The organism is Deefgea chitinilytica (genome assembly GCF_016881405.1).
Lineage (GTDB): Bacteria > Pseudomonadota > Gammaproteobacteria > Burkholderiales > Chitinibacteraceae > Deefgea > Deefgea chitinilytica.
The window spans coordinates 77,174-98,672 of record NZ_WOFE01000011.1; the positions used below are offsets into that span (position 1 = coordinate 77,174).

Here is a 21,499-nt window from a genome sequence, read left to right on the forward strand (position 1 = left end):
GTGTTTAATAGGTTTTACCCGTGGCTTCATCGACAAATACAGCGCGCACTTCGCCACTGCTGGTTAATACTTTAACGCGCCAGACGTTATTGCCGCCTTCGACAAATTTTTCTACCGACATCACGCGACCGCCATTGGTTTTCTTTTGTGCCAAAGTGGCGGCATCATCACGGCTCACCGCAGCATACGCGGAACCCGCGAGTAAACACGCCGTACACAACAACACTTTCAATAGAGCTTTCATGGTTTGTTCCTTTTAAATCAAGGATGATTGTACCTGCAAGCGTAGCGATCGCGCGTGGGAATGATCACAAGCTAGGGCTAATCATCCAATTCTACCAAAACCCGCACCGGTAAGCGCGATCCCGGCTCACCCGGATAACGCTGCATCGTGGTACTGTAAATTTGTGAGCGATACTCATAATCGACCCGATAATCGCGCAGTTGTTGGCGGTAATCGTTCACCTCACGGCAACGCTGCACTTCACGATTCACCGTTTGCGTCGTCGCCGAGCTGCGCGTCGGATCAGCCACATGATCACCAATCATCGCGCCGAGCAAAGTACCCGCCACAATCGCCACATCGCGACCACGGCCTTTACCCACCTGCGTGCCAATCGCCCCGCCCGCCGCGCCACCCAGAATCGCCCCGCCATAATGCGGGCTAGACGGTTGCGCCACCGTTTCGGTCACCCATTCCGAACGGCACTCTTGCCGTGGCTGGCTAATTTGTTCATAACGCGGTTGCACCGAGCGAATCACCGCATAATCTTTTTGCTGCCATTTCGGCTGGTGATGGCGATCTCTATCATCATCCCAACCCCGCCCCGCATGAGCCGTGCTGGCGAATAAACTCACAACCAAACCCAATATCGCCCATGTTCGCATGATGAATCTCCTGTCGCATTCTGTGTTGATAGCGCTAGAATGCTCCCATCAGGCTGAATCATTACTGAACTACCAAAAAAACCATTACAGCAAGAATAAGACGTATATCCTCACAAGTGCCACAAATAAATGGCTATATAGATATACCTAGACTAATCCTAATTTAATACCGAGTTAAATTGCACCGTTTATCGGCAGGCAATGATGCAGCAACGCCACCGAAGGCCAAAAGGGCACCGCATGTTACGTTTGATCCTGTGTTTATGCTTACTACTTCCCCTCAGTGTTCGCGCTAACGAGGTGAATCACTTTCAAAACCAAATTAATCAGCTGGTCAATCTGCGCAGCCAAGCCTACCAATTTGCCCAAGCCCATCAAATCAACCAGCAAAAATCGGTCAAACTCACCCGCGCACAAAGCAATCAAATGCGCGAGATCGCGCAGCGCTATATTCAGTTGCGCAACGAAATTTTGCCCTATGCAGAAAAAGTCGCTCCCTTATTTGCGCCCAACGTCAAACTCAAACTCAGCGATAGCGTTGCCAGCAACGCTCACCTATTCAATCCCGCGACCAAGCAAGTCAGCTACACCCTGACGGTCAACCCGAACGATGAAGCAGGCCAGCAGCTTTTGCTCGACATTCAGCGCGGCTTAGCTGCCGCTTTGGTACTAATGGACAGCTACCAAATCGCGATTGAGCCCTACGCCAACAATCCATCGCTAAACTACCTGCTGACGTATGATGTGGGCAACCACACTTCATTGCGACAATTGGCGAGTAATTATCATTCCAGCGAATATCGCCAACGACTACTCAAAGCTACCCAATGGGTGGATCAACTGATGGATGCGCGCCGCGAGCAAGGCATCGATAGCAGCCAGCAGGAAAACGACTACTACGCACTCAGTCAAAGCACCATCTGGTATATCTCGCTACACCAGAGTAATCAAATCGATGTGGCTGATACCCTGCAATACATGGTGGGCGAGCTTGAGCTACAGCAAAAAAGCGTGCAAAACACACTGAGCTACGGCCTCAGTATGGGCTTTGGCAATATGGTCGGCTTAGTGCAAACGCGGAAAGGCAAACTGACCCACCTACCCGCCAGCGAAATCAAAACGCTAGAAAGTCAGCTCAAGCCACTCGATATCCTGCTAGAGAAAACCCCGTTTCGCCTGACCGATAAAATGATTCCTGGCCACTACGGCCACGTTGCCGTCTGGCTGGGTAGCGAAGCCGAGCTACGCGAAATGGGCATTTGGGACGAAATTGCGCCCGTGTATCAAGCCAAAATCCGTAGCGGAGGCCGAATTGTCGAAGCGCTGCGCAGCGGCGTCACGATTAGCAGTCTGGAGCATTTTTTAAATATTGATGACCTACTGGTGCTGCGAGAAAGCCAGACACCGGATATCGACTATCAACAAACCGCGATCCTGACTGCGCTAGCGCAAGTGGGCAAAGAATATGACTTTAATTTTGATGTACTCACGCACGAACGGATTGTCTGCTCAGAACTGGCTTATGTCGTCTTCCCCGAATTGCCGTGGCCAATTTCCAAAGCACTAGGCCGCTACACGATCAGCCCCGACAATGTCGCGCAACTGGCCATCGGCGATACGCCGATACTCGACCCTGTGATTCTTTATCGCGATGGCGTGGCGATCCAAACCAAGCTACGCGAAACCGTGAGCCGTTTGATTAATTCCAAAACGACGCTGTTTGCGACAAAATAAGTATCTTTCTAGGGGCAGTACAACGAAAAATTTAGTCCACGAAAAACACAAAAGGCACAAAAATATACCGTTCAGACACGGCAAAACCTAACTTAAAGCCAAACTTCAAACCCAGCGTTTTTAACTTTCTTTCGTGCCTTTCGTGGACTCCGTTTTTAATGACCTTCCACGGCAGCCTTTCACCAACAATCGCGCAATGTCGTTCACTGGCGATATTTGTCTAACAATCCCGCGCAAGGCTTGAGTCCAAGCGCACATCCGCCCACAATGCAGCATCTTGCTTTCAATCAGGTTACCCATGTTTGTTGAATACCCCAATTCACCGTACAAATTATTTCAGCCCTTCCCGCCCGCAGGCGATCAGCCGACTGCGATTGCGCAACTGATTGAAGGCCTAGACGATGGATTGCGTTTTCAAACGCTGCTGGGCGTAACGGGTTCGGGCAAGACCTTTACGATGGCGAACGTGATCGCGCGCACCGGGCGGCCAGCGATTGTGATGGCGCCAAATAAAACCCTCGCCGCGCAGTTGTATTCGGAAATGCGCGAGTTTTTCCCCGAAAACGCCGTCGAGTATTTCGTCTCGTATTACGATTACTACCAGCCCGAGGCCTATGTACCCAGCCGAGATCTGTTTATCGAAAAAGACAGCGCGATCAACGAGCACATCGAGCAAATGCGTTTGTCGGCAACCAAGGCGATGCTCGAGCGCCCCGACTGCATTATCGTCGCCACCGTATCGGCAATTTACGGGATAGGCGATCCGTCGGATTATCACGCAATGATTTTGCATTTATCGGAAGGCGAAAAAATCGGTCAGCGCGACATCATCAAACGCCTGACGACGATGCAGTACGACCGCAATGAGATCGAATTTGCGCGTGGGCATTTTCGGGTGCGCGGCGATGTGATTGATATTTTCCCTGCCGAAAGCGCCGATTTGGCGGTACGCGTGTCGATGTTCGACGATGAAATCGAGCGCATCAGCCTGTTCGATCCGCTCACCGGCCACGTCAAACAGCGCATGGGGCGCTACACCGTATTCCCGTCCAGCCATTACGTCACGCCGCGCGAGAAAGTACTCGCCGCGATTGAAACCATCAAAATTGAGCTGCGCGACCGTTTAGCGTTTTATCACAAGGAGCAAAAACTCGTTGAAGCGCAGCGGTTAGAGCAGCGCACCAAGTTCGACCTGGAAATGCTGAACGAAATGGGCTTTTGCAAAGGCATCGAGAATTACTCGCGGCATTTTTCTGGCAAGCCCGCAGGCTCTGCGCCGCCGACTTTACTCGATTACCTACCGAAAGACAGCCTGCTGATTTTGGACGAAAGCCATGTGATGATTGGCCAGATTGGCGCGATGTATAAGGGCGACCGTTCGCGCAAAGAAAATCTGGTCGATTATGGTTTCCGTATGCCATCGGCGCTGGATAATCGCCCGCTGAAATTCGAAGAATTCGAGCGCCTGATGCCGCAAACGATTTTCGTCTCCGCCACGCCCGCCGCGTATGAAGCCGAGCATCAAGGCCAAGTCGTCGAGCAAGTGGTGCGCCCGACTGGCTTGGTCGACCCTGAAATTGAAGTGCGCCCTGTCGCCACGCAAGTCGACGATTTGCTGTCCGAAATCAATCAGCGCACCGCGATTGGCGAGCGCGTGCTGGTGACGACGCTAACCAAGAAAATGTCTGAGCAACTGACCGAATATCTATCCGAGCATGGCGTCAAAGTGCGTTATTTGCACTCGGATATTGATACCGTTGAGCGCGTGGAAATCCTGCGCGATTTGCGGCTCGGTGTGTTTGATGTGCTGATCGGGATTAACTTATTGCGCGAAGGTTTGGATATTCCCGAAGTGTCGCTCGTCGCAATTCTCGATGCCGACAAAGAAGGCTTTTTGCGCAGCGAGCGCAGCTTGATTCAAACCATAGGCCGCGCCGCGCGTAATCTGAACGGCAAGGCGATTTTGTATGCCGATCGGATTACCAATTCGATGGAAAAAGCCATCGGCGAAACGCAGCGCCGCCGCGAAAAACAAATCGCGTTTAATTTAGAACACGGCATCACGCCACGCGGCGTAGTGAAACGAATCAAGGATATTATCGACGGCGTTTACAACGCCGAAGAAGCCGTCGCGGCGCGCCTCGAAGAGAAAAAGCACAAAATCGTCGCCGAGATGGACCCGAAACAATTGGCGAAAGAACTCAAGCGCCTTGAAAAAGAAATGCTCAACGCCGCGCAAAACCTCGAATTTGAAAAAGCCGCGCAATTGCGTGATGAACTCAAACGCCTACGCGAACGCGCGTTTGGGCATGACTAGGGTATATGAATGAAGACTTTATTAGGTAATTTCTATAAAGCAATACCCATCAGCCTAATGATCATGTGCAGCGCGGCGCACGCCGAAACTAGCGTTGCCCCCAATCACGCATTTGGTGAAAACACGCCCGAATTTTTACGTAGCATGAACACCGCGCAGCCGTGGAAAACTTGGTTCGTCACGCCAGTCCTTACCCACCATTTTGATCGGCAAGCGGTGATTGACGATAACTTGAATGAAAACAACCCCGGCTTTGGCATCGAGCGCAGCAACGGGCTGTGGCACTGGATGCTCGGTGCGTATCGCAACTCGATTCGGCAAACCTCGGTCTACGCACAGCTGGGCTGGACGCCGCTGCAATGGCATTTTAGCGAGTCAGGCAATCTCTCGCTCGGCGCGGCGGGTGGCCTGCTGACCGGCTATCAAAACACCGAAAAAGGCTACCCAGTCGTACCTGCCGGCGGACTATTTGCCTCGCTCGAAACGCCCTACCATTTCGGCATGAATCTGTTTATTGTGCCCACGGTGAAATCATTTCAAGTCGAAGGCTTTGTCGCGCTGCAAATCAAAGCGCATTTTTAATTCACGCAAGGACACGCCCATGTTTAATGATGTCTTGAATTTTTGGTTTGAAGAAATCAGCCCCGCGCAGTGGTGGGCGAAAGACCCGCAGTTTGATCAGCAAATCCGCGACCGCTTTGCCGCCCTACACGCCCGCGCCGTGCAATGTGAGCTGTACGAATGGCGCGATACCGCACATGGGCGACTGGCCGAAATCATCGTGCTCGATCAGTTTTCCCGCAATATGTTCCGCGATACGCCACAAGCCTTCGCCCAAGACGCGCTGGCATTAGCCTTGGCGCAAGAAGCGATTGCCGCCGGCGCCGCCGATTTGCTCACGCCGATTGAGCGCAGCTTTTTGTATTTGCCCTTCATGCACAGCGAATCGTTGCAAATTCATGAAATAGCAGTACAGCTCTATACCGACAATGGCTTGCAGAATAATTTGGACTTTGAGTTCAAACACAAAGCCATCATCGAACAATTCGGCCGCTATCCGCACCGCAATGCGATCTTAGGTCGAGTTTCGACGCCAGAGGAAATCGAGTTCTTGAAGCAGCCGGGTTCGGGGTTTTGAGGTATTTGATATTTCAACGAAAATCGCGCTGATGCCGCGCGGCACTTACTTTCTTTGCTTCGCCAAATAAAGCGAAGTTTCTGCGGAGCAAAAAGTGGGCAAAAGAAAACAAGCCGAAGGCGCAGTTTCTGCGAAGCTAAAGGCTACCCTATATCTGCACCGACTTCGTCGGCTTGATATCAAGGGGTTTTAAAACCCCAGCTCAACGAGCGCGAAATTATTTCGATGTATTGCCAGCTAAGCATTGATCATTAATGACTACAAGCAAATACATAAAACATTAGATGTGATGAGTATCGTGATTACACAGAAATTAATTGTTTAGGTTTTGTAGGTTGGTGCTGAGCTTGCGAAGCCCAACAATCGCGGTAAACGTTGGGCTTCATTCGACTCAGCCCAGCCTACGAACTGCATGCAGTGGGTTATTTTATTGGCTGAATCAGCGCTTAGGCTTTTTGTGCTTTACTACGACGGGCGGCCAACAAACCGACCAAACCCATACCCATCAAAGCATAGGTTTCTGGTTCTGGCACTGGTGCAACCTGAGCTTGTAATTGCATGGTGTACTTAATGCCATTTTGAATTGGAATTGGAGTAATATTCGAACAACATTGACTAACACCCACATAGTAAGTTCCAGCGGCTAGATCTTCTAACTGCAAAAAGCTGTCCAAGCTGTGGTAGTTGGAGTAGCCGTAGTCGTATGTACCACCCGCCCCTGCAGCAGCATAATGATCATCATTGCTAGCCAATTTTACAAAAGAGCTATTGTATAAAGTTAAAAAACTATCAAACCCATTTGGATTTGGATACGTCGCGTAGTCTATATCCACAATCACACGACCCGCTGCATTCGTAGTGAATTTAAAGTAGTCAATTGCACCATTCCCGCGACCGTTCACTGATACCCATGGCGCTGAACCTGACGTATTGTTCCCCGCGGAATCCCCAATATCAGCGCTGAAGCCCTTTCCAAAGAAAGGATTCAAATTAACTGCGGAATCAAAAGTATTATTTAAAGTGCTGTCTTCATAGTTATTGGCGGCAGCAGAAGCAGAGAAACTGGCTGCAAGTAGCAAAGAAGTAACGAGGGTTTTAATCATGTTTTGTCTCCATGCATCGGTTATTGTGTTGGTTTGCTGTAGCCATATTTTGATTTCAATTGGCCTGAAGCTCAGGACGCATTCTATGTTGCTAAGCATTTAATAACAAACAGGATTTTATGATATACACTACCGTTCATCACCTAGTTGAGAACTTTTTTCTTTCAAAAATAATCCTGATAAAGCTCTAAATTTTTTCCTACTTAATTGCTTATGATAACTATTGATCCGGCCATCTAGAGATTGAACTTTTCCTTCAGTTGTCACCGCGTACGGTGCAAAAAAGCCGTGTAGGATTATCATTCGTAATACCGGAATCAAATTCGCGGGTTACGCCTTTGGCTAACCCGCCCTACGGCATTGATGTATTTAATTGTAGAGCTTTATTTACAATGCCTAGCGGGCAATACATCGACTTAAATCCCAATCTCGTTGAGATGCGCGAGATCCCTTGTGTCAAGCCGAGCGAGGAACAAGCGGGGCGGGGTTTTTGGGGTCAATGTTTGAGGCCGTAGGCCGAGTTTTGACCACAACCGCTGTCCGCAGCGAGGTGTGGCGCAGCTTGGCAACTTGTTGCCTTAGCGCAGCCCATGGCCTCTGGCCAGAACGGGCGTAGCCCGCGCAGATACTAGGGTCGCCTTCTTTTGCTTACTTTTCTTGGCGAAGCAAGAAAAGTAAGTGCCGCGCGGCATTAGCGCGACCCAAGTTAAAAGAACAGAGGTGCAGTACGCTTAGTACAACGCCCACTAAGTTGGCCACGCCAACTCCCGCTGACTCTCAAACCGCCTCGCCTCCCCTGTCACCGGATCAACAAACTCAATCGCTCGCGCGAGCAATTGCAGCGGCGACGAAAAATCGTTGCCTTTGTCGGGCATCAGCTCGGGATACCACGCGTCATTGACAATCGGAATGCCCAGCCCCGCCAAATGCACCCGCAATTGATGCTTGCGGCCGGTGTGCGGGGCGAGGCGGTAATGGGCGTAGTCGCCACGGCGCTCTAATAGCTCTATTGCCGTTTCGCTATTGGCTTCGCCGGCGACTTCTTGCACCGTAAACGCATCGTCGCGATATTCGATACGGCTGCGATGCACGCAAGGAAACGACAATTCAGCGCGAAAACCTGCAATCGCCTCATAGGTCTTCTGAATCTGCCGTGATTCAAACAGGCCGTGATAAGCGTGGCGGTGCTCCGCTTTCTGGCAGAACAAAATCACGCCTGCGGTTTCTTTATCGAGGCGATGCAGCGGTGTGATTTCTGGATTATTCAAACGCAAGCGCAAACGAGTTTGCAGATTTTCCAGCGCATAACGCCCCACGGGCGCGACCGGCAAGAAATGCGGTTTATCGACGACGAGCAACACCTCGTCTTGATACAAAATATGCTCGGCAAACGGCACAGTCAGCGGCTCGGGCTGCGGGCGGTAGTACCAGAGCACGGTGCCGGCGCGGTAGGGTGAATCCACGCGATAAGGATTGCCGACTTCATCGACCACTTCGCCACGCAGCAAGCGACCGCAAATATCATCAGCCGCGACATGCGGAAAACGATGAATTAAAAAATCCAAAATCAGTGGCCAATCGCCTTGCGGCAGGCCGACAAAACTCGGCGCAATGCCGCCTTTATGCGGAATCGGGGCGATGGGTTTAGCCATGAGTAAAATCTCAAAACAACATCAAAATCGGGATCCACGAAAAACACGAACCAAGGCCAAGCCAAATGCATTCATCCTTAAGCTCAATGGCATTGGCCGTAGTCTTAGTTTTTTCGTGTCTTTTCGTGTATTTCGTGGACAAAATAGGTTCTGCTTTTAACGTACTTTATTCGGCCCACGGCGGCCGCGTTGTTTCGGTCTGCCAGCGGGTTTCGGATTGGGGTTCGGTACATGCACTGGCGCAACGGTGATGGTCCGCATCTGCCCCAACTCAATACCATCAATCGTATAGCCACCTATCGCATAGCGAATAAGGCGTAGCGTCGGATACCCAACCTTTGCCGTCATCCGACGCACTTGGCGGTTTTTTCCCTCGGAAATTTTAATTTCTAACCAGCTCGTTGGTATCGCAGCGCGCTCGCGTATCGGCGGCAAGCGCGGCCAGACTATTTCGGGCTGCTCAATGAGGCGCGCCTCAGCTGGCAAGGTTTTGAAATCGCCCAAATCCAAGCCCCCCGCGCGCAATGCTTGCAGCGCAGCGTCATCCGGAATACCTTCCACCTGCACCCAGTAGGTTTTGACGAGTTTGTGCTTGGGATCGGTAATTTTGTGCTGCAAAGGGCCGTTGTCGGTCAGCAGTAATAGGCCTTCAGAATCGGTATCAAGCCGCCCCGCGGGGTAAACATCTTTGATCGGCACATAATCGGCCAAACACTGGTGCGGTGGGCTGGGGGAAAACTGGCAAATCACGCCATAAGGCTTATTCAATAAAATCAATTTAGGCATGGCAACAGTTTGTTCAGTAAATCTTGGCAGAATGGCTGCAAACCTGTGATAATAGTGCGTTTTTTCGCTGCGACAAAAATTATTAATCAATTGCGGTGAAAGTTTTTAACCACTGATTTCACAGGTGTGCCCGATGAGTCTAATCAAAGTCCCACAAGGGGGCGAAAAGATCGTTCCTAACCTAGCAACGCCAAACAACCCAATCATCCCGTTTATCGAGGGTGATGGTATTGGTGTGGATATCACCCCGGTGATGATCGACGTGGTCGATGCAGCGGTTAAAAAATGCTACGGCGATGACCGTAAAATCCACTGGATGGAAATCTACTGCGGCGAGAAAGCGTCTAAATTGTACGCGGATGGCTCTTACCTGCCACAAGAAACCCTCGATGCACTGAAAGAATACGTGGTATCGATCAAAGGCCCATTGGCTACACCAGTTGGCGGCGGTATCCGTTCATTGAACGTGGCTTTGCGTCAAAACCTGGATCTGTATGTTTGCTTGCGCCCTGTGCGTTACTTCGACGGTGTTCCTTCACCAGTTAAACGCCCAGACCTCGTAGACATGGTGATCTTCCGTGAAAACACTGAAGACATCTACGCCGGTATCGAATGGGACGCCCATTCTGAAGGCGCGAAAAAAGTGATCGAGTTCTTGCAAAAAGAAATGGGCGTGAACAAGATCCGCTTCCCAGAGAGCTCAAGCATCGGTATCAAGCCAGTATCGAAAGAAGGTACTGAGCGTCTGGTACGCAAAGCGATTCAATACGCAATCGACAACAACCGTAAAAGCGTTACCTTGGTTCACAAAGGTAACATCATGAAGTTCACCGAAGGTATGTTCCGCACTTGGGGCTACGAACTCGCTAAAAACGAATTCGGCGGCGTTGAGATCGACGGCGGCCCATGGTTGCAATTGCCAAACGGCATCGTAATCAAAGACGTGATCGCTGACGCGTTCTTGCAACAAATCTTGTTGCGTCCAGCTGACTACGACGTGATCGCTACCCTGAACCTGAACGGCGACTACATTTCTGACGCTCTGGCGGCAGAAGTGGGTGGTATCGGTATCGCTCCAGGCGCGAACTTGTCTGACAACGTAGCGTGCTTTGAAGCGACACACGGTACTGCACCGAAATACGCAGGCCAAGACAAAGTAAACCCAGGTTCACTGATTCTGTCTGCTGAAATGATGTTGCGCCACATGGGCTGGACTGAAGCAGCTGACAAGATCATCGAAGCTATGGGCAAAGCGATCCAAGACAAGATCGTGACTTACGACTTCGCCCGTCTGATGGACGACGCGCAAGAAGTGTCTTGCTCTGCATTCGGTAAAGCAATGATCGAACGCATGTAAAGCAAAAAGCAAAAGTCTTTTCGCTGCGTTGTCTTGCCTCGCCGTACTTGATGTACTGTCTTTGGCATCGACGCCTTGCCAAAAAACTTTTGCACTGATTCGCCGCTGATCTTTCGATTAATCACGTCAATCAGCTACATGATAAAAAACCCCGTTTATTAACGGGGTTTTTTCATTTTCAGCTGAAAATAGTCGATAACAAGAGAAAGCAGGCAATAAAAAACCCGCCGAAGCGGGTTAGGACTTTTTACTTAAAGTAAAAATTAAGCAGCTTGGATATTCGCAGCTTGCTGACCTTTTTGACCTTGAGTAACGTCGAAAGAAACGCGTTGGCCTTCTTTCAAAGTTTTAAAGCCTGGCATGTTGATCGCAGAGAAGTGAGCGAAAAGATCTTCGCCGCCTGCATCTGGAGTAATAAAGCCAAAGCCTTTAGAATCATTGAACCACTTAACAGTACCTAATGCCATGTCGAGGACATCCTGAAAACAAAAATATAAATAAATTGCCGATCAAACTAGAATAGAAAATCGGTAAACCGGTTTGCCATAGATAGGTCCACAACAAACATGTATAACTTTTTACGCCATTTTGACTGTTTCGGTCAAGCGAAAATAAAAGATACACGGCACACTGTGGTATTGCATTCACGCTTGAAAAATTCACTGTGAGCGCCAAATATAAAGTTAAGTGAGGAAAAGACAAAACCAATGGCGATCCAGCATCAAAATGACACGCAGTTAAAAGATTCAGCAGTACGCACAACCCCGCCGCCCATGTGGCAAGTCGTCCTTCTGAATGACGACTACACCCCGATGGACTTTGTCGTTGACGTGTTGCAGCACTATTTCGGGATGGCCGGTGAACAGGCCAACCAAGTTATGTTAAAAGTCCACACCGAAGGTCGCGGCATTTGCGGGATTTATCCCAAAGATATCGCAGCCACCAAAGTGGCCGAAGTTACGCAGTACGCTCGGGCGCACCAGCATCCGTTGCAATGTATTATGGAGGTGAACCAATGATCGCCCAAGAACTCGAAGTCAGCCTACATATGGCTTTCATGGACGCACGGCAAAAACGCCACGAGTATATTACCGTGGAACACCTGCTGCTGGCGCTACTCGACAACCCCTCAGCAATCGAAGTGATTAAGGCTTGCGGGGCAAATTTAGACGAATTACGCCGCCAACTCAGCGACTTTGTCACCGAGCACACCCCTGTCGTTTCCGGCACCGCCGAAGTTGAAACGCAGCCGACTATAGGATTTCAGCGCGTCATCCAACGTGCGATCCTGCATGTTCAATCGTCGGGTAAAAAAGAAGTCACCGGCGCGAATGTACTCGTGGCAATTTTTGGTGAAAAAGACAGCCATGCGGTGTATTTCTTGCATCAACAAGGTATTACCCGGCTTGATGTGGTCAATTATATTGCGCACGGCATTAGCAAATCGGCCAGCAGCCAACCTGCTACACCCCGCTCTGAGCCCTCTGAAGACGGCGAAGGCGAAAGTAATGCGGGTAAAGCACTCGATAGCTATACGCAAAATATGAACGAGCAAGCGCTGGCCGGTAAAATCGATCCATTGATTGGCCGGGATGCTGAGCTTGAGCGTGTAATCCAAATCCTTTGCCGCCGTCGCAAAAACAATCCCCTATTAGTTGGCGAAGCTGGCGTGGGTAAAACTGCGATTGCGGAAGGTTTGGCACGCAGCATCGTCGAAGGCGAAGTACCTGACATCTTAGCAGATGCGACGGTATACACGCTGGACATGGGTGCGCTCTTGGCTGGCACCAAATACCGCGGAGATTTTGAGCAGCGCCTGAAAGCCGTTATCAAGCAATTGGGCGAAGAGCGCAACGCCATTCTCTTCATTGATGAAATCCATACGCTAGTTGGTGCAGGTGCCGCTTCGGGCGGTACGCTCGATGCATCCAACCTACTCAAGCCTGCGCTGTCCAACGGTACGCTCAAATGCATCGGTGCGACCACATATAGCGAGTATCGCGGCATTTTTGAGAAAGACAATGCCCTGTCGCGCCGCTTCCAAAAAATCGATGTGCCAGAGCCAAGTATCGAGCAAACCATTGAGATCCTTAAAGGTTTGAAAGAAAAATTCGAGCAACATCACGGAGTCAAATACACACAAGCGGCGTTAACTACAGCTGCAGAACTGTCGGCCAAATACATTAACGACCGTCACTTGCCCGACAAAGCGATTGATGTGATTGACGAAGCCGGTGCGGCACAAAAAATCTTGCCACGCTCGAAACAAAAGAAAACCATTGGCAAAGGCGAGATCGAGGACATTATTTCGAAAATCGCCCGGATTCCACCGAAATCAGTGTCGAGCAACGATAAAGACACACTGAAAACGCTAGAACGCGATTTACGCAATGTCGTGTTTGGCCAAGAAAAAGCGATTGAAGTACTCGCCACGTCGATCAAAATGGCGCGTGCCGGCTTGGGCAACCCGCTTAAACCGATTGGCTCATTCTTGTTTTCTGGCCCAACTGGCGTCGGCAAAACCGAAGTCGCGCGGCAATTGGCGTTTACGATGGGCATTGAATTGATTCGCTTTGATATGTCCGAATACATGGAGCGCCATGCGGTAAGCCGTTTAATCGGTGCGCCTCCGGGCTATGTTGGCTATGAACAAGGCGGCTTGCTCACTGAAGCAGTGAACAAACACCCCTACTCGATTTTGCTGCTCGACGAAATCGAAAAAGCGCATCCAGATATTTACAACGTGTTATTGCAAGTAATGGATCACGGCACGCTGACTGACAATAATGGCCGCAAAGCTGATTTTCGCAATGTGGTGATTATTATGACGACTAACGCCGGCGCTGAAATGCTCAATAAATCGTCGATTGGCTTTACCAGCAAAAAAGAAGTCGGTGATGAGATGCAAGAAATCAAGCGCATGTTTACGCCTGAATTCCGCAACCGGATCGATGCGATTATCCCGTTTGCCTCATTGACGCACGAAATCATTCTGCAAGTCGTGGATAAATTCTTGATGCAACTCGAAGCGCAACTGCACGAGAAAAAAGTCGAAGCGCACTTCACTGATGCACTGAAAGATTATCTCGCCAAGCATGGCTTCGATCCACAAATGGGTGCTCGCCCGATGGCGCGTTTGATTCAAGATACCATTCGCAAGGCGCTGGCTGATGAATTGCTATTTGGGCGCTTAGTGAGCGGTGGTGAAGTAACAATTGATATCGACAAAGACGGCAAGGTATTGCTGCAATTGCCAGAGCTTGAAAAGGCTACCGCCTGATACCCGGCGATAAACAAAAAGCCCCGCAGTCGCGGGGCTTTTTTATGACTGAACACTTAAAACTTAGTTTTGTTTTACGACCACCACTTGAGATGGCGTTGGCGCAGGGAATGCCGACAAGGTCGCCAAAATCGCTTTATTGGTATCGAAATACACTTGCCAGTAGTGATCGTTATGGCAATACGGACGCACAGCCAATACCGGACCGACCAATTGGAATTCTAAAATTTCCACATCAACCGCAGGCTCAGTCGCCACATTTGGAATTTTGGCGATGTTTTCTTTAAGCAGCGCGATCGCTTGATGTACGTCTGCCGCACCCGACAATTGGGCTTTCAAATCAACCCGGCGGTAAGGCGTTGCAGTGTAATTCATAATGTTGTCAGTAAAAATCTTATTGTTACCAACCACAGTCAGAATATTGTCTGGCGTCATGATAGTCGATGCAAATAAACCGACTTCGTGCACGACACCAGTTACGCCACCAGCAGTAATCATGTCACCCACTTTGAATGGGCGTAGCACGATGAGGAATGCACCACCCGCAAAATTAGCCAAGAGGCCAGACCACGCCATACCGACCGCCAAACCGACAGCGGCAAGTAGCGCAGCAAACGTCGTCGTTTGAATACCGACATAACCCAAAATACCAATGACGAGCAGCACATTCAACAGCACTGTGACTGCCGAGCCGACATAACGCAATACGGTTGGATCGACTTTCTGTTTGGTCAAGCCTGCTTGCACAAAACGAACCACTAAGCCGATGAGCCAGCGACCAATCACCCAAAAAGCAATACTCGCCAAAATGGTGACGCCAAATTGAGCCACATAGCCCACAGCGATATCTTGATACTTCGACAGTAGCGTTGCATCTATCATTAATGATCTCCCAAAGTTAAACGTCATGAATTTGACGGCAAGCCAAGCTTACCCGATTCATATTAAAAACTGAACTTTTAACCGCGGGGATGATGTGTTTGATGTAAAGACTTTAATCGAGCCGCCGCAATCTGCGTGTATATTTGCGTCGTTGTAATATCGGAATGGCCCAGCAGCATTTGCACCACGCGCAAATCCGCACCGTGGTTGAGTAAATGCGTAGCAAACGCATGTCGCAAAACGTGCGGACTGAGTAATTGAGCAGGGATTTGTGCCAATTCGGCGTATTGCTTAATAATGTACCAGCACCCTTGTCGCGTCAGCGGTTCACCGCGCTGATTAATAAACAAACAACTCTCACTCGCTTGCTTGAGCAACAGCAGGCGTGATTCACTTAAATATCGAGTTAACCAATCAGCAGCCCAATCGCCAATTGGCACTAAGCGCTGTTTGCCACCTTTACCATTTACAACGCGCACATATTTTTCGCGCAAATACACTTCGTGTACCGACAATGTCACCAACTCGGTCACGCGTAAACCCGTGGCATACATCAATTCAAGCATTGCTCGATCTCTGATACCCGCTGCCGTCTCTAAATCAGGCGCTGCCAATAAGGCTTCGATCCGATCCTCTGACAAGGCCTTAGGCAGTGGCCGAACCCGCCGTGGCGAACTTAATTCAGCACAGGGATCAACGGTAATTTGTCCATTGAGCACGGCATGCCGATAAAATTTCCGCAAACTGGCCATTCGCCGCGCCAACGTAGCCGCCTTCATATCACGCGACTGCCTCGCCATAAACGCTTGCACCGCATCACGATCAGCGGTTAGCAAAGTCTGCCGGGTTTCTGCTTGCAGCCAATGCGCCCAAATACTTAAATCCCGCCGATAACTTTCAATGGTGTTGATGGACAAGCCATCATCGAGCCAAATCAAATCTAAAAACTGATTAATCAGCGTTAATTCGCTATCGGCGACTGCGCTCATTGCCGCCCGTTCAATCGGCATACACAACGCCCTCATGCCGCAATAGCCAGCGCTTAATCGGCAGCCAATCTAGGCCGTTTCGATTTGCATTAAAGCCACCCAGGCCTTTTGCAGCCACCACTCGGTGACAAGGAATAATAATCGGCAGCGGATTTCGTCCACAAGCGCCACCAATCGCCCGTGGCGCCGACTCAATCTGCGTGGCAATATGGGCATAACTCTGCACTTTTCCCGCTGGAATTTGCGCAATCGCCTCCCAAACCTTGAGCTGATGTGCGGTACCAGTCAGTTGATACGGTAAGTCAAACACAAAGTTGGGATGCTTAAAATAAGCCGAAATTTGCCGCTCGGCCTCGCTAAGTAATGGATGACTTGCACGCAGCAATGCGGTATCAGCAGGCAGAAAATCAACTGCCGTTAATTGCTCTGCTGCCACCGAGAGGCCTAAACGGCCAAATGGAGTCGCAATAATGGCACGAGAGATTGATTGCATCGACACTATCCTTATTAGGTATATTGCTAAAGACCATTTATAATAATGACTACAATTAAATACCTAGCATATGTTTACTATACCTGCAGGCAATTAACTCTTAGATAGCCACACGCAATATCACATTTCGTTTTGCAGGCTTAGATATAAAGCATCAAGTAAAGCATGCGACGGATCTTCGGTGTATTCCCAAAACATAGCCCCAGCTAAACCATGTTGCTTGACGTACTCCCCTTTGCCTGCGATCGACTCTGGGTCTTCATAACTAATGAATTCATCACCATCAAATAACCACGGCACCCGAGCTTGATCATCCCAGTGCCGAGTGTAACGCCCACTGGGCAACAGCTCGGTGACAATCTCCAGATAACTATAGGTACCATTCGTCTTTGGCTGGCCAGCAGCACCTAAGCCCGTGGCACCGACTCCACGCAAGCTACGGCCATAAAACGGACAACCCAACACCAATTGCTCGGGGCGTATTCCATTGGCTAGATACAATTGCACGGCATGATCTGCACTGTCGGCGTCGGGATCGTGGCTTGCACGGTATAAATTCGCATGGTGACCGGCTCGCGTGGCCCAGCCATTATAAAAGTCATAAGTCATCAAATTAATAAAATCGCACTGTTCGGCGACTTTTTGAATTTCTACGCCATCCAGATAATATTGCCCCGCACCTGCTGCGATGGTCAGTAGATAAGAGGCTCGCTGCAACCGCTGCGCAGCTGAATTTAATTGTTGCCGCAAAGCTTTGAGCAGCAAAGTGAAGTTCTGTTTGTCTGCTGCCCGCGCTTTAATTCCTGCCATATCGTTGCTGGGATATTCCCAATCTAAATCAACACCATCAAATTGATACTTTTGAATAAATTCGATAGCTGATCTAGCTAACTTGTCGCGAGATTCAGGGCTGACAGCCGCATCAGAAAAACCATCAGCACTCCAGCCCCCGACAGAAATTAATAGCTGTAAATCTGGATTACGCTGCTTAAGCTGTCGCAATTGTTCACTGAGATGCTGGCAGTAGGCTTCATTACTCATGCTCGGATCACTCGAGCCTTGTGGCACAATCTCACCGTCCTGCACCTTGGCAAAGGCATAGCAAAGATGCGTTAATTTTTCGACCGGAATCCGCTGTAGATCACACGGTTGCCACGTTGCTAAATACGCCAATACAATTGAAGCCATACATACCTCGTAAAATTACGACCTAGCTGCTCAGCACCTTGCTCACAATGCGGCGATCACGGTCATTTCAACTTTATATGCGGGATCAGCCAATTTGGCCTGCACAGTTGCTCGAGCTGGGGTATGCCCTTGTGGCACCCATTCACTCCAAGCAAGGTTCATTGCATCATAATCGGCCATATCGGCAACAAAAATGGTGACCTGCAAAATTTTACTTTTATCAGAACCAACCTCTGCCAGTAAGCGGTCAATACAAGCCAAAACTTCTACGGTCTGCCCCAGGGCATCTTTACTCAAATCCTCTGCAATTTGCCCAGCCAAATACACTGTATTATTGTGCACGACGGTTTCGCATAACCGTGGACCAACGTGATAACGCTGAATAGAAGACATCACACACTCCCCAAATAAAAAGGCGAACCGGTGGCTCGCCTTGATGTTGAAACATTAACGTTTAAATTGCAATTAAGCGACGGCACGTAAACGTAGTGAAAATTCACGCAAGGATTGAATACCACTCGCTTCGGCACGCGCGCACCAATCTTGTAACTGGATAACTAGCTCGTGACGATTCAAGCTTGAGCGCTCCCAAATTCGGGTTAGTTCTTGTCGCATTTGGTAAACCTGCGCCAGCACCTTACTTTGTGCAAGAATCAATTCAAGTTGAATTTTATCACTGGCCGAGGTGTCTTTGGCGTCTTGCTTGAGCCACACCTTCATTCGCTTCGCAATATCAAAATTAACCGTTGGCAAACATGCACTGGCTGACAATTGCTCAATTTCTTGCGCCACTGTGGCTTTCAAGGTACGCGCATAATTAGCTGCAATCGCATAACGATTGGCAATAATCGCTTGTAGCAATGATTCATCCAAAACTGGGCGGGTTTGTGCAATTACTAATTTAGGCGCTACTTTTCTAACTTTCGCCAAACCGAATGCCGACAAGATGCGAATGTACAACCAGCCAATATCAAACTCAAACCACTTATAAGACAATTTTGCCGAAGTACCAAAGGTGTGATGATTATTGTGCAGTTCTTCACCGCCAATCAAAATCCCCCACGGCATGATATTGGTCGACGCATCCTCAGTTTCAAAGTTGCGATATCCCCAATAATGACCGATCCCATTAATCACACCCGCGGCGGTCACTGGAATCCACAACATTTGCATCGCCCAAATCCAAATCCCATTGGCGCCAAACAAAACCAAATCAATGACAGCCATCAAAACAGGCCCCCAACTTGCGTGTGGAGAATACAGCTTACGCTCTAGCCAATCATCAGGGGTACCATGCCCATATTTTTGCATCGTCTCTGGTCTTGCGGCTTCTGTCCGATAGAGCTCCCAGCCCTCCCAGAAAACTTTCTTAATACCGAAAATTTGCGGGCTATGCGGGTCTTCTGCTGTTTCACACTTAGCATGGTGCTTACGATGAATTGCGGCCCATTCTTTAGTCACCTGCGCCGTGGTCAGCCACAGCCAGAAGCGGAAAAAATGACTTACAACCGGATGTAAATCCAAAGCCCGATGCGCCTGATGGCGATGCAAGAAAATAGTCACTGACGCAATCGTCATATGCGTCAGCAGCAGCATCACCAGTACATAACCCCACCATGGCAGATCTATCAGGCCATTTAACCATTCCATACCATTCATCCTTCGTACATTACCTACAGCGCACTATAAAAGCAGATTTTACTCAGATTCCATACCTTTGAGCGACTTAACTGACAGAGTGCTGCGCTGCAGGGCTGGGTAAGATCGTAATATCCCGTCGAGGGTATGGAATTTCGATCCCATGCTGTTTAAATAATTGCCAAATTTTTAAATATAAATCAGACCGTAATCCACCTTGACCATTTTCTGGGTCTTTCAACCAGAAGCCTAAAGTCAAATTAATCCCATTATCCGCAAAAGCCAAAATCATGACCCCCGGCGCAGGATCTTGCAAAATACGCTCATTACCTAAAGTCACCGTAGGCAATAATTTCATCACCATTTCAAGATCTGAGCTGTACGCAATTTGAACAGGCAATCCAATCCAAATTGAACGCTCATAGTAAGAGTTATTGACTACCGTTGAAGTGATTAATGTTTCATTCGGCACCAATGACTCAGTACCATCTGGGGCTTTAAGCACAACATATCGTGAAGTTAATTTGCTAATCACCCCTTGCCGATTATCAACCGCAATCACATCGCCTAGTTTCACCGAGCGATCGAGCAAAATAATAAAGCCTGAAACATAATTCGAAGCAATTTTTTGCAAACCAAAACCGAGACCAACACCTAAAGCGCCACCGAAAACCGACAACACAGTTAGATCGATTCCAACCATCGCCAAAGAAGCAAGTACCGCCAATACAATTAGCAATGAACGCATCACTTTAACAAGCACGACACGTACATTCATATCCATCAAACTAGCAGACATTAAGCGCTGTTCAAGCAAACGCCCCACCCACATAGCCAATAACAGCGTGACCCCAACTGACAATAAGCCCTGAATGACCGTTAATACCGAAATATGAATCGGCCCAGCATTAAAGCTTAAAGAGTCTAAGACCTCCATAACCTCAGGCAAGATACCTACAACATACAATACATAAGCAACCCAAATACTACCTGCAATATACTTCTCGCTTTGTTTAACCCAATCTGAGCCATCAAATGCAAGCCGCAGCAGATAAACCAAAATACGAATATTGACCATTGCCAGCATTAATAAGTTAGCAACGCGCAATAATGAATTGGTTCTACCTTCTATTAAATGCAATACCAGGTTGGCAAAACTCACCAAAATCAAGGCAAGCACAGGAAATAAGACACGCCGAATGCCATCCTCGCCGACTTTCCATTTCACCGTTTGCCCATGATATTGCTTTAATAAAGAGCGCGAAAACCAATACGCGCCACTCCAACAAATCAACAATAAAGCACCCTGGATTAAAAATTGCGGGTGAAAAACACCATACTCATTAATATCCTGAATCAGTTTCGCCAATAAATTATGTTGTTCAATAACCATAACAATTATTTACCCCGAATTTTATTTAAAGTTTTAGTCGTTGATGTATCAAACAAGAATGGAATTGAATGTACAACGCCACCACGAGCCATTGTTTCTTTACTACCAACAATCGCCTCAACCGACCAATCGCCGCCTTTCACTAATATCTCAGGTTTTATTAATTCAATTAATTCAAATGGCGTATCTGCATCAAACCAAGTCACCATATCAACCGAAGCTAAACTCGCCATAACTGCTGCACGATTTAATAATGAATTCACCGGGCGATCATCGCCTTTGCCAAGCCGTCTCACCGAGCCATCAGTATTCAAAGCCACCACCAAAGCAGCCCCCTGAGCGCGCGCCTGCGCCAAATAGGTTACATGTCCACGATGCAAAATATCAAAACAACCATTGGTAAAAACAAGCGGACGTGGCAAATCGCTTATTCGCTGTATTAACTGCGCAGGATCACAGATTTTCTTTTCAAAATCAGGCATCGGGTAGAGCGACAATTCAGTTTGCATTTCTTTACACCCAATTCAATTCATATCATCACTAAGCTGAAGAGTTTAAATACTAACTCAATCCATCAGTAAAGCACCAAGGAAATATCACCGTGCACTAGTATTGCTTCAAAAGCCTTTTCAATCAATGCTTAGCAAGCAATACCCACGCC

General features: G+C 48.8%; 21 protein-coding genes. 7 read left to right on the forward strand and 14 right to left on the reverse strand.

The genetic code is table 11. The features are described 5' to 3' along the window. Window positions 1-4: 4 nt before the first annotated feature. Window positions 5-244, reverse strand: a complete 240-nt coding sequence (locus GM173_RS14865) for a PepSY domain-containing protein (RefSeq protein WP_203572173.1) — start codon at window positions 242-244, stop codon at window positions 5-7. 77 nt (window positions 245-321) lie between these two features. Continuing rightward, the gene (locus tag GM173_RS14870) at window positions 322-888 is read right to left on the reverse strand and encodes a glycine zipper 2TM domain-containing protein (RefSeq protein WP_203572174.1); all 567 of its coding nucleotides are present in this window, start codon (window positions 886-888) and stop codon (window positions 322-324) included. A gap of 240 nt (window positions 889-1,128) precedes the next feature. Here GM173_RS14870 and GM173_RS14875 point away from each other — a divergent pair, with 240 nt between their 5' ends. The 4 genes from GM173_RS14875 to GM173_RS14890 all read left to right on the forward strand — a co-directional run bounded on the left by GM173_RS14875 (window position 1,129) and on the right by GM173_RS14890 (window position 6,077). Then, the gene (locus GM173_RS14875; RefSeq protein ID WP_203572175.1) at window positions 1,129-2,622 is read left to right on the forward strand and encodes a YiiX/YebB-like N1pC/P60 family cysteine hydrolase; all 1,494 of its coding nucleotides are present in this window, start codon (window positions 1,129-1,131) and stop codon (window positions 2,620-2,622) included. Between the two features lie 298 nt (window positions 2,623-2,920). Then, window positions 2,921-4,939: an excinuclease ABC subunit UvrB gene (uvrB, locus tag GM173_RS14880; protein WP_203572176.1), complete on the forward strand. Its 2,019-nt coding sequence runs from the start codon at window positions 2,921-2,923 to the stop codon at window positions 4,937-4,939. A gap of 9 nt (window positions 4,940-4,948) precedes the next feature. Then, complete coding sequence (locus GM173_RS14885; RefSeq protein ID WP_203572177.1) at window positions 4,949-5,521, forward strand: hypothetical protein; 573 nt, start codon at window positions 4,949-4,951, stop codon at window positions 5,519-5,521. A 19-nt stretch (window positions 5,522-5,540) separates the two neighbouring features. Further along, on the forward strand, window positions 5,541-6,077 hold the full coding sequence (locus GM173_RS14890) for a DUF924 family protein (RefSeq protein WP_203572178.1): 537 nt from the start codon (window positions 5,541-5,543) through the stop codon (window positions 6,075-6,077). Between the two features lie 446 nt (window positions 6,078-6,523). Here the strand turns inward: GM173_RS14890 and GM173_RS14895 are convergent, their stop codons facing one another. The 3 genes from GM173_RS14895 to GM173_RS14905 all read right to left on the reverse strand — a co-directional run bounded on the left by GM173_RS14895 (window position 6,524) and on the right by GM173_RS14905 (window position 9,618). Beyond that, window positions 6,524-7,180, reverse strand: coding sequence for a DVUA0089 family protein (locus tag GM173_RS14895; protein WP_203572179.1), 657 nt, complete (start codon window positions 7,178-7,180; stop codon window positions 6,524-6,526). A 746-nt stretch (window positions 7,181-7,926) separates the two neighbouring features. Next, window positions 7,927-8,832, reverse strand: coding sequence for a pseudouridine synthase (locus GM173_RS14900; protein ID WP_203572180.1), 906 nt, complete (start codon window positions 8,830-8,832; stop codon window positions 7,927-7,929). A gap of 156 nt (window positions 8,833-8,988) precedes the next feature. After that, a complete protein-coding gene (locus GM173_RS14905) occupies window positions 8,989-9,618 on the reverse strand; it encodes a pseudouridine synthase (RefSeq protein WP_203572181.1) in 630 nt (209 codons plus the stop codon). A 133-nt stretch (window positions 9,619-9,751) separates the two neighbouring features. Here GM173_RS14905 and icd point away from each other — a divergent pair, with 133 nt between their 5' ends. Beyond that, on the forward strand, window positions 9,752-10,975 hold the full coding sequence (gene icd, locus GM173_RS14910) for an NADP-dependent isocitrate dehydrogenase (protein ID WP_203572182.1): 1,224 nt from the start codon (window positions 9,752-9,754) through the stop codon (window positions 10,973-10,975). 263 nt (window positions 10,976-11,238) lie between these two features. On the opposite strand, the gene GM173_RS14915 is transcribed toward icd, so the two are convergent. Further along, window positions 11,239-11,442 (reverse strand): cold-shock protein, encoded by a 204-nt coding sequence (locus GM173_RS14915; protein WP_203572183.1) that lies wholly within the window; start codon window positions 11,440-11,442, stop codon window positions 11,239-11,241. 240 nt (window positions 11,443-11,682) lie between these two features. Between GM173_RS14915 and clpS the strand changes: the two genes are divergently transcribed. Both clpS and clpA read left to right on the forward strand, forming a co-directional pair. Beyond that, window positions 11,683-11,994, forward strand: a complete 312-nt coding sequence (gene clpS, locus GM173_RS14920) for an ATP-dependent Clp protease adapter ClpS (protein WP_203572184.1) — start codon at window positions 11,683-11,685, stop codon at window positions 11,992-11,994. Beyond that, window positions 11,991-14,255 carry an ATP-dependent Clp protease ATP-binding subunit ClpA gene (clpA, locus tag GM173_RS14925; protein WP_203572185.1) on the forward strand — a complete coding sequence of 755 codons (2,265 nt, stop codon included), beginning with the start codon at window positions 11,991-11,993 and terminating at the stop codon, window positions 14,253-14,255. The genes clpS and clpA overlap by 4 nt, the downstream gene beginning before the upstream one ends. Window positions 14,256-14,318: 63 nt before the next feature. Here the strand turns inward: clpA and GM173_RS14930 are convergent, their stop codons facing one another. The 8 genes from GM173_RS14930 to GM173_RS14965 all read right to left on the reverse strand — a co-directional run bounded on the left by GM173_RS14930 (window position 14,319) and on the right by GM173_RS14965 (window position 21,347). After that, window positions 14,319-15,137 (reverse strand): mechanosensitive ion channel family protein, encoded by an 819-nt coding sequence (locus tag GM173_RS14930; RefSeq protein ID WP_203572186.1) that lies wholly within the window; start codon window positions 15,135-15,137, stop codon window positions 14,319-14,321. Between the two features lie 77 nt (window positions 15,138-15,214). Next, window positions 15,215-16,147, reverse strand: a complete 933-nt coding sequence (gene xerD, locus GM173_RS14935; protein WP_239078545.1) for a site-specific tyrosine recombinase XerD — start codon at window positions 16,145-16,147, stop codon at window positions 15,215-15,217. Continuing rightward, window positions 16,137-16,619, reverse strand: coding sequence for a methylated-DNA--[protein]-cysteine S-methyltransferase (locus GM173_RS14940; RefSeq protein ID WP_203572187.1), 483 nt, complete (start codon window positions 16,617-16,619; stop codon window positions 16,137-16,139). Before GM173_RS14940 ends, xerD begins: the two co-directional genes overlap by 11 nt. Window positions 16,620-16,739: 120 nt before the next feature. Then, complete coding sequence (locus tag GM173_RS14945) at window positions 16,740-17,807, reverse strand: glycoside hydrolase family 18 protein (RefSeq protein ID WP_203572188.1); 1,068 nt, start codon at window positions 17,805-17,807, stop codon at window positions 16,740-16,742. Window positions 17,808-17,849: 42 nt separating this feature from the next. Next, entirely contained in the window at window positions 17,850-18,200 is a 351-nt protein-coding gene (locus GM173_RS14950; protein WP_203572189.1) for a RidA family protein, read from the reverse strand. A 72-nt stretch (window positions 18,201-18,272) separates the two neighbouring features. Further along, a complete protein-coding gene (locus GM173_RS14955) occupies window positions 18,273-19,457 on the reverse strand; it encodes a DesA family fatty acid desaturase (protein WP_203572190.1) in 1,185 nt (394 codons plus the stop codon). 76 nt (window positions 19,458-19,533) lie between these two features. Next, window positions 19,534-20,838 carry a mechanosensitive ion channel family protein gene (locus GM173_RS14960; protein ID WP_203572191.1) on the reverse strand — a complete coding sequence of 435 codons (1,305 nt, stop codon included), beginning with the start codon at window positions 20,836-20,838 and terminating at the stop codon, window positions 19,534-19,536. Window positions 20,839-20,843: 5 nt separating this feature from the next. After that, window positions 20,844-21,347 carry an adenylyltransferase/cytidyltransferase family protein gene (locus tag GM173_RS14965; protein ID WP_373309390.1) on the reverse strand — a complete coding sequence of 168 codons (504 nt, stop codon included), beginning with the start codon at window positions 21,345-21,347 and terminating at the stop codon, window positions 20,844-20,846. Window positions 21,348-21,499 lie beyond the last annotated feature (152 nt).

Bases quoted from the DNA above. Each gene is read 5' to 3' on its own strand.
- GM173_RS14865 (WP_203572173.1), bottom strand. From the start codon at position 244: ATGAAAGCTCTATTGAAAGTGTTGTTGTGTACGGCGTGTTTACTCGCG.
- GM173_RS14870 (WP_203572174.1), bottom strand. From the start codon at position 888: ATGCGAACATGGGCGATATTGGGTTTGGTTGTGAGTTTATTCGCCAGC.
- GM173_RS14875 (WP_203572175.1), top strand. From the start codon at position 1,129: ATGTTACGTTTGATCCTGTGTTTATGCTTACTACTTCCCCTCAGTGTT.
- uvrB (WP_203572176.1), top strand. From the start codon at position 2,921: ATGTTTGTTGAATACCCCAATTCACCGTACAAATTATTTCAGCCCTTC.
- GM173_RS14885 (WP_203572177.1), top strand. From the start codon at position 4,949: ATGAAGACTTTATTAGGTAATTTCTATAAAGCAATACCCATCAGCCTA.
- GM173_RS14890 (WP_203572178.1), top strand. From the start codon at position 5,541: ATGTTTAATGATGTCTTGAATTTTTGGTTTGAAGAAATCAGCCCCGCG.
- GM173_RS14895 (WP_203572179.1), bottom strand. From the start codon at position 7,180: ATGATTAAAACCCTCGTTACTTCTTTGCTACTTGCAGCCAGTTTCTCT.
- GM173_RS14900 (WP_203572180.1), bottom strand. From the start codon at position 8,832: ATGGCTAAACCCATCGCCCCGATTCCGCATAAAGGCGGCATTGCGCCG.
- GM173_RS14905 (WP_203572181.1), bottom strand. From the start codon at position 9,618: ATGCCTAAATTGATTTTATTGAATAAGCCTTATGGCGTGATTTGCCAG.
- icd (WP_203572182.1), top strand. From the start codon at position 9,752: ATGAGTCTAATCAAAGTCCCACAAGGGGGCGAAAAGATCGTTCCTAAC.
- GM173_RS14915 (WP_203572183.1), bottom strand. From the start codon at position 11,442: ATGGCATTAGGTACTGTTAAGTGGTTCAATGATTCTAAAGGCTTTGGC.
- clpS (WP_203572184.1), top strand. From the start codon at position 11,683: ATGGCGATCCAGCATCAAAATGACACGCAGTTAAAAGATTCAGCAGTA.
- clpA (WP_203572185.1), top strand. From the start codon at position 11,991: ATGATCGCCCAAGAACTCGAAGTCAGCCTACATATGGCTTTCATGGAC.
- GM173_RS14930 (WP_203572186.1), bottom strand. From the start codon at position 15,137: ATGATAGATGCAACGCTACTGTCGAAGTATCAAGATATCGCTGTGGGC.
- xerD (WP_239078545.1), bottom strand. From the start codon at position 16,147: ATGCCGATTGAACGGGCGGCAATGAGCGCAGTCGCCGATAGCGAATTA.
- GM173_RS14940 (WP_203572187.1), bottom strand. From the start codon at position 16,619: ATGCAATCAATCTCTCGTGCCATTATTGCGACTCCATTTGGCCGTTTA.
- GM173_RS14945 (WP_203572188.1), bottom strand. From the start codon at position 17,807: ATGGCTTCAATTGTATTGGCGTATTTAGCAACGTGGCAACCGTGTGAT.
- GM173_RS14950 (WP_203572189.1), bottom strand. From the start codon at position 18,200: ATGTCTTCTATTCAGCGTTATCACGTTGGTCCACGGTTATGCGAAACC.
- GM173_RS14955 (WP_203572190.1), bottom strand. From the start codon at position 19,457: ATGGAATGGTTAAATGGCCTGATAGATCTGCCATGGTGGGGTTATGTA.
- GM173_RS14960 (WP_203572191.1), bottom strand. From the start codon at position 20,838: ATGGTTATTGAACAACATAATTTATTGGCGAAACTGATTCAGGATATT.
- GM173_RS14965 (WP_373309390.1), bottom strand. From the start codon at position 21,347: ATGCAAACTGAATTGTCGCTCTACCCGATGCCTGATTTTGAAAAGAAA.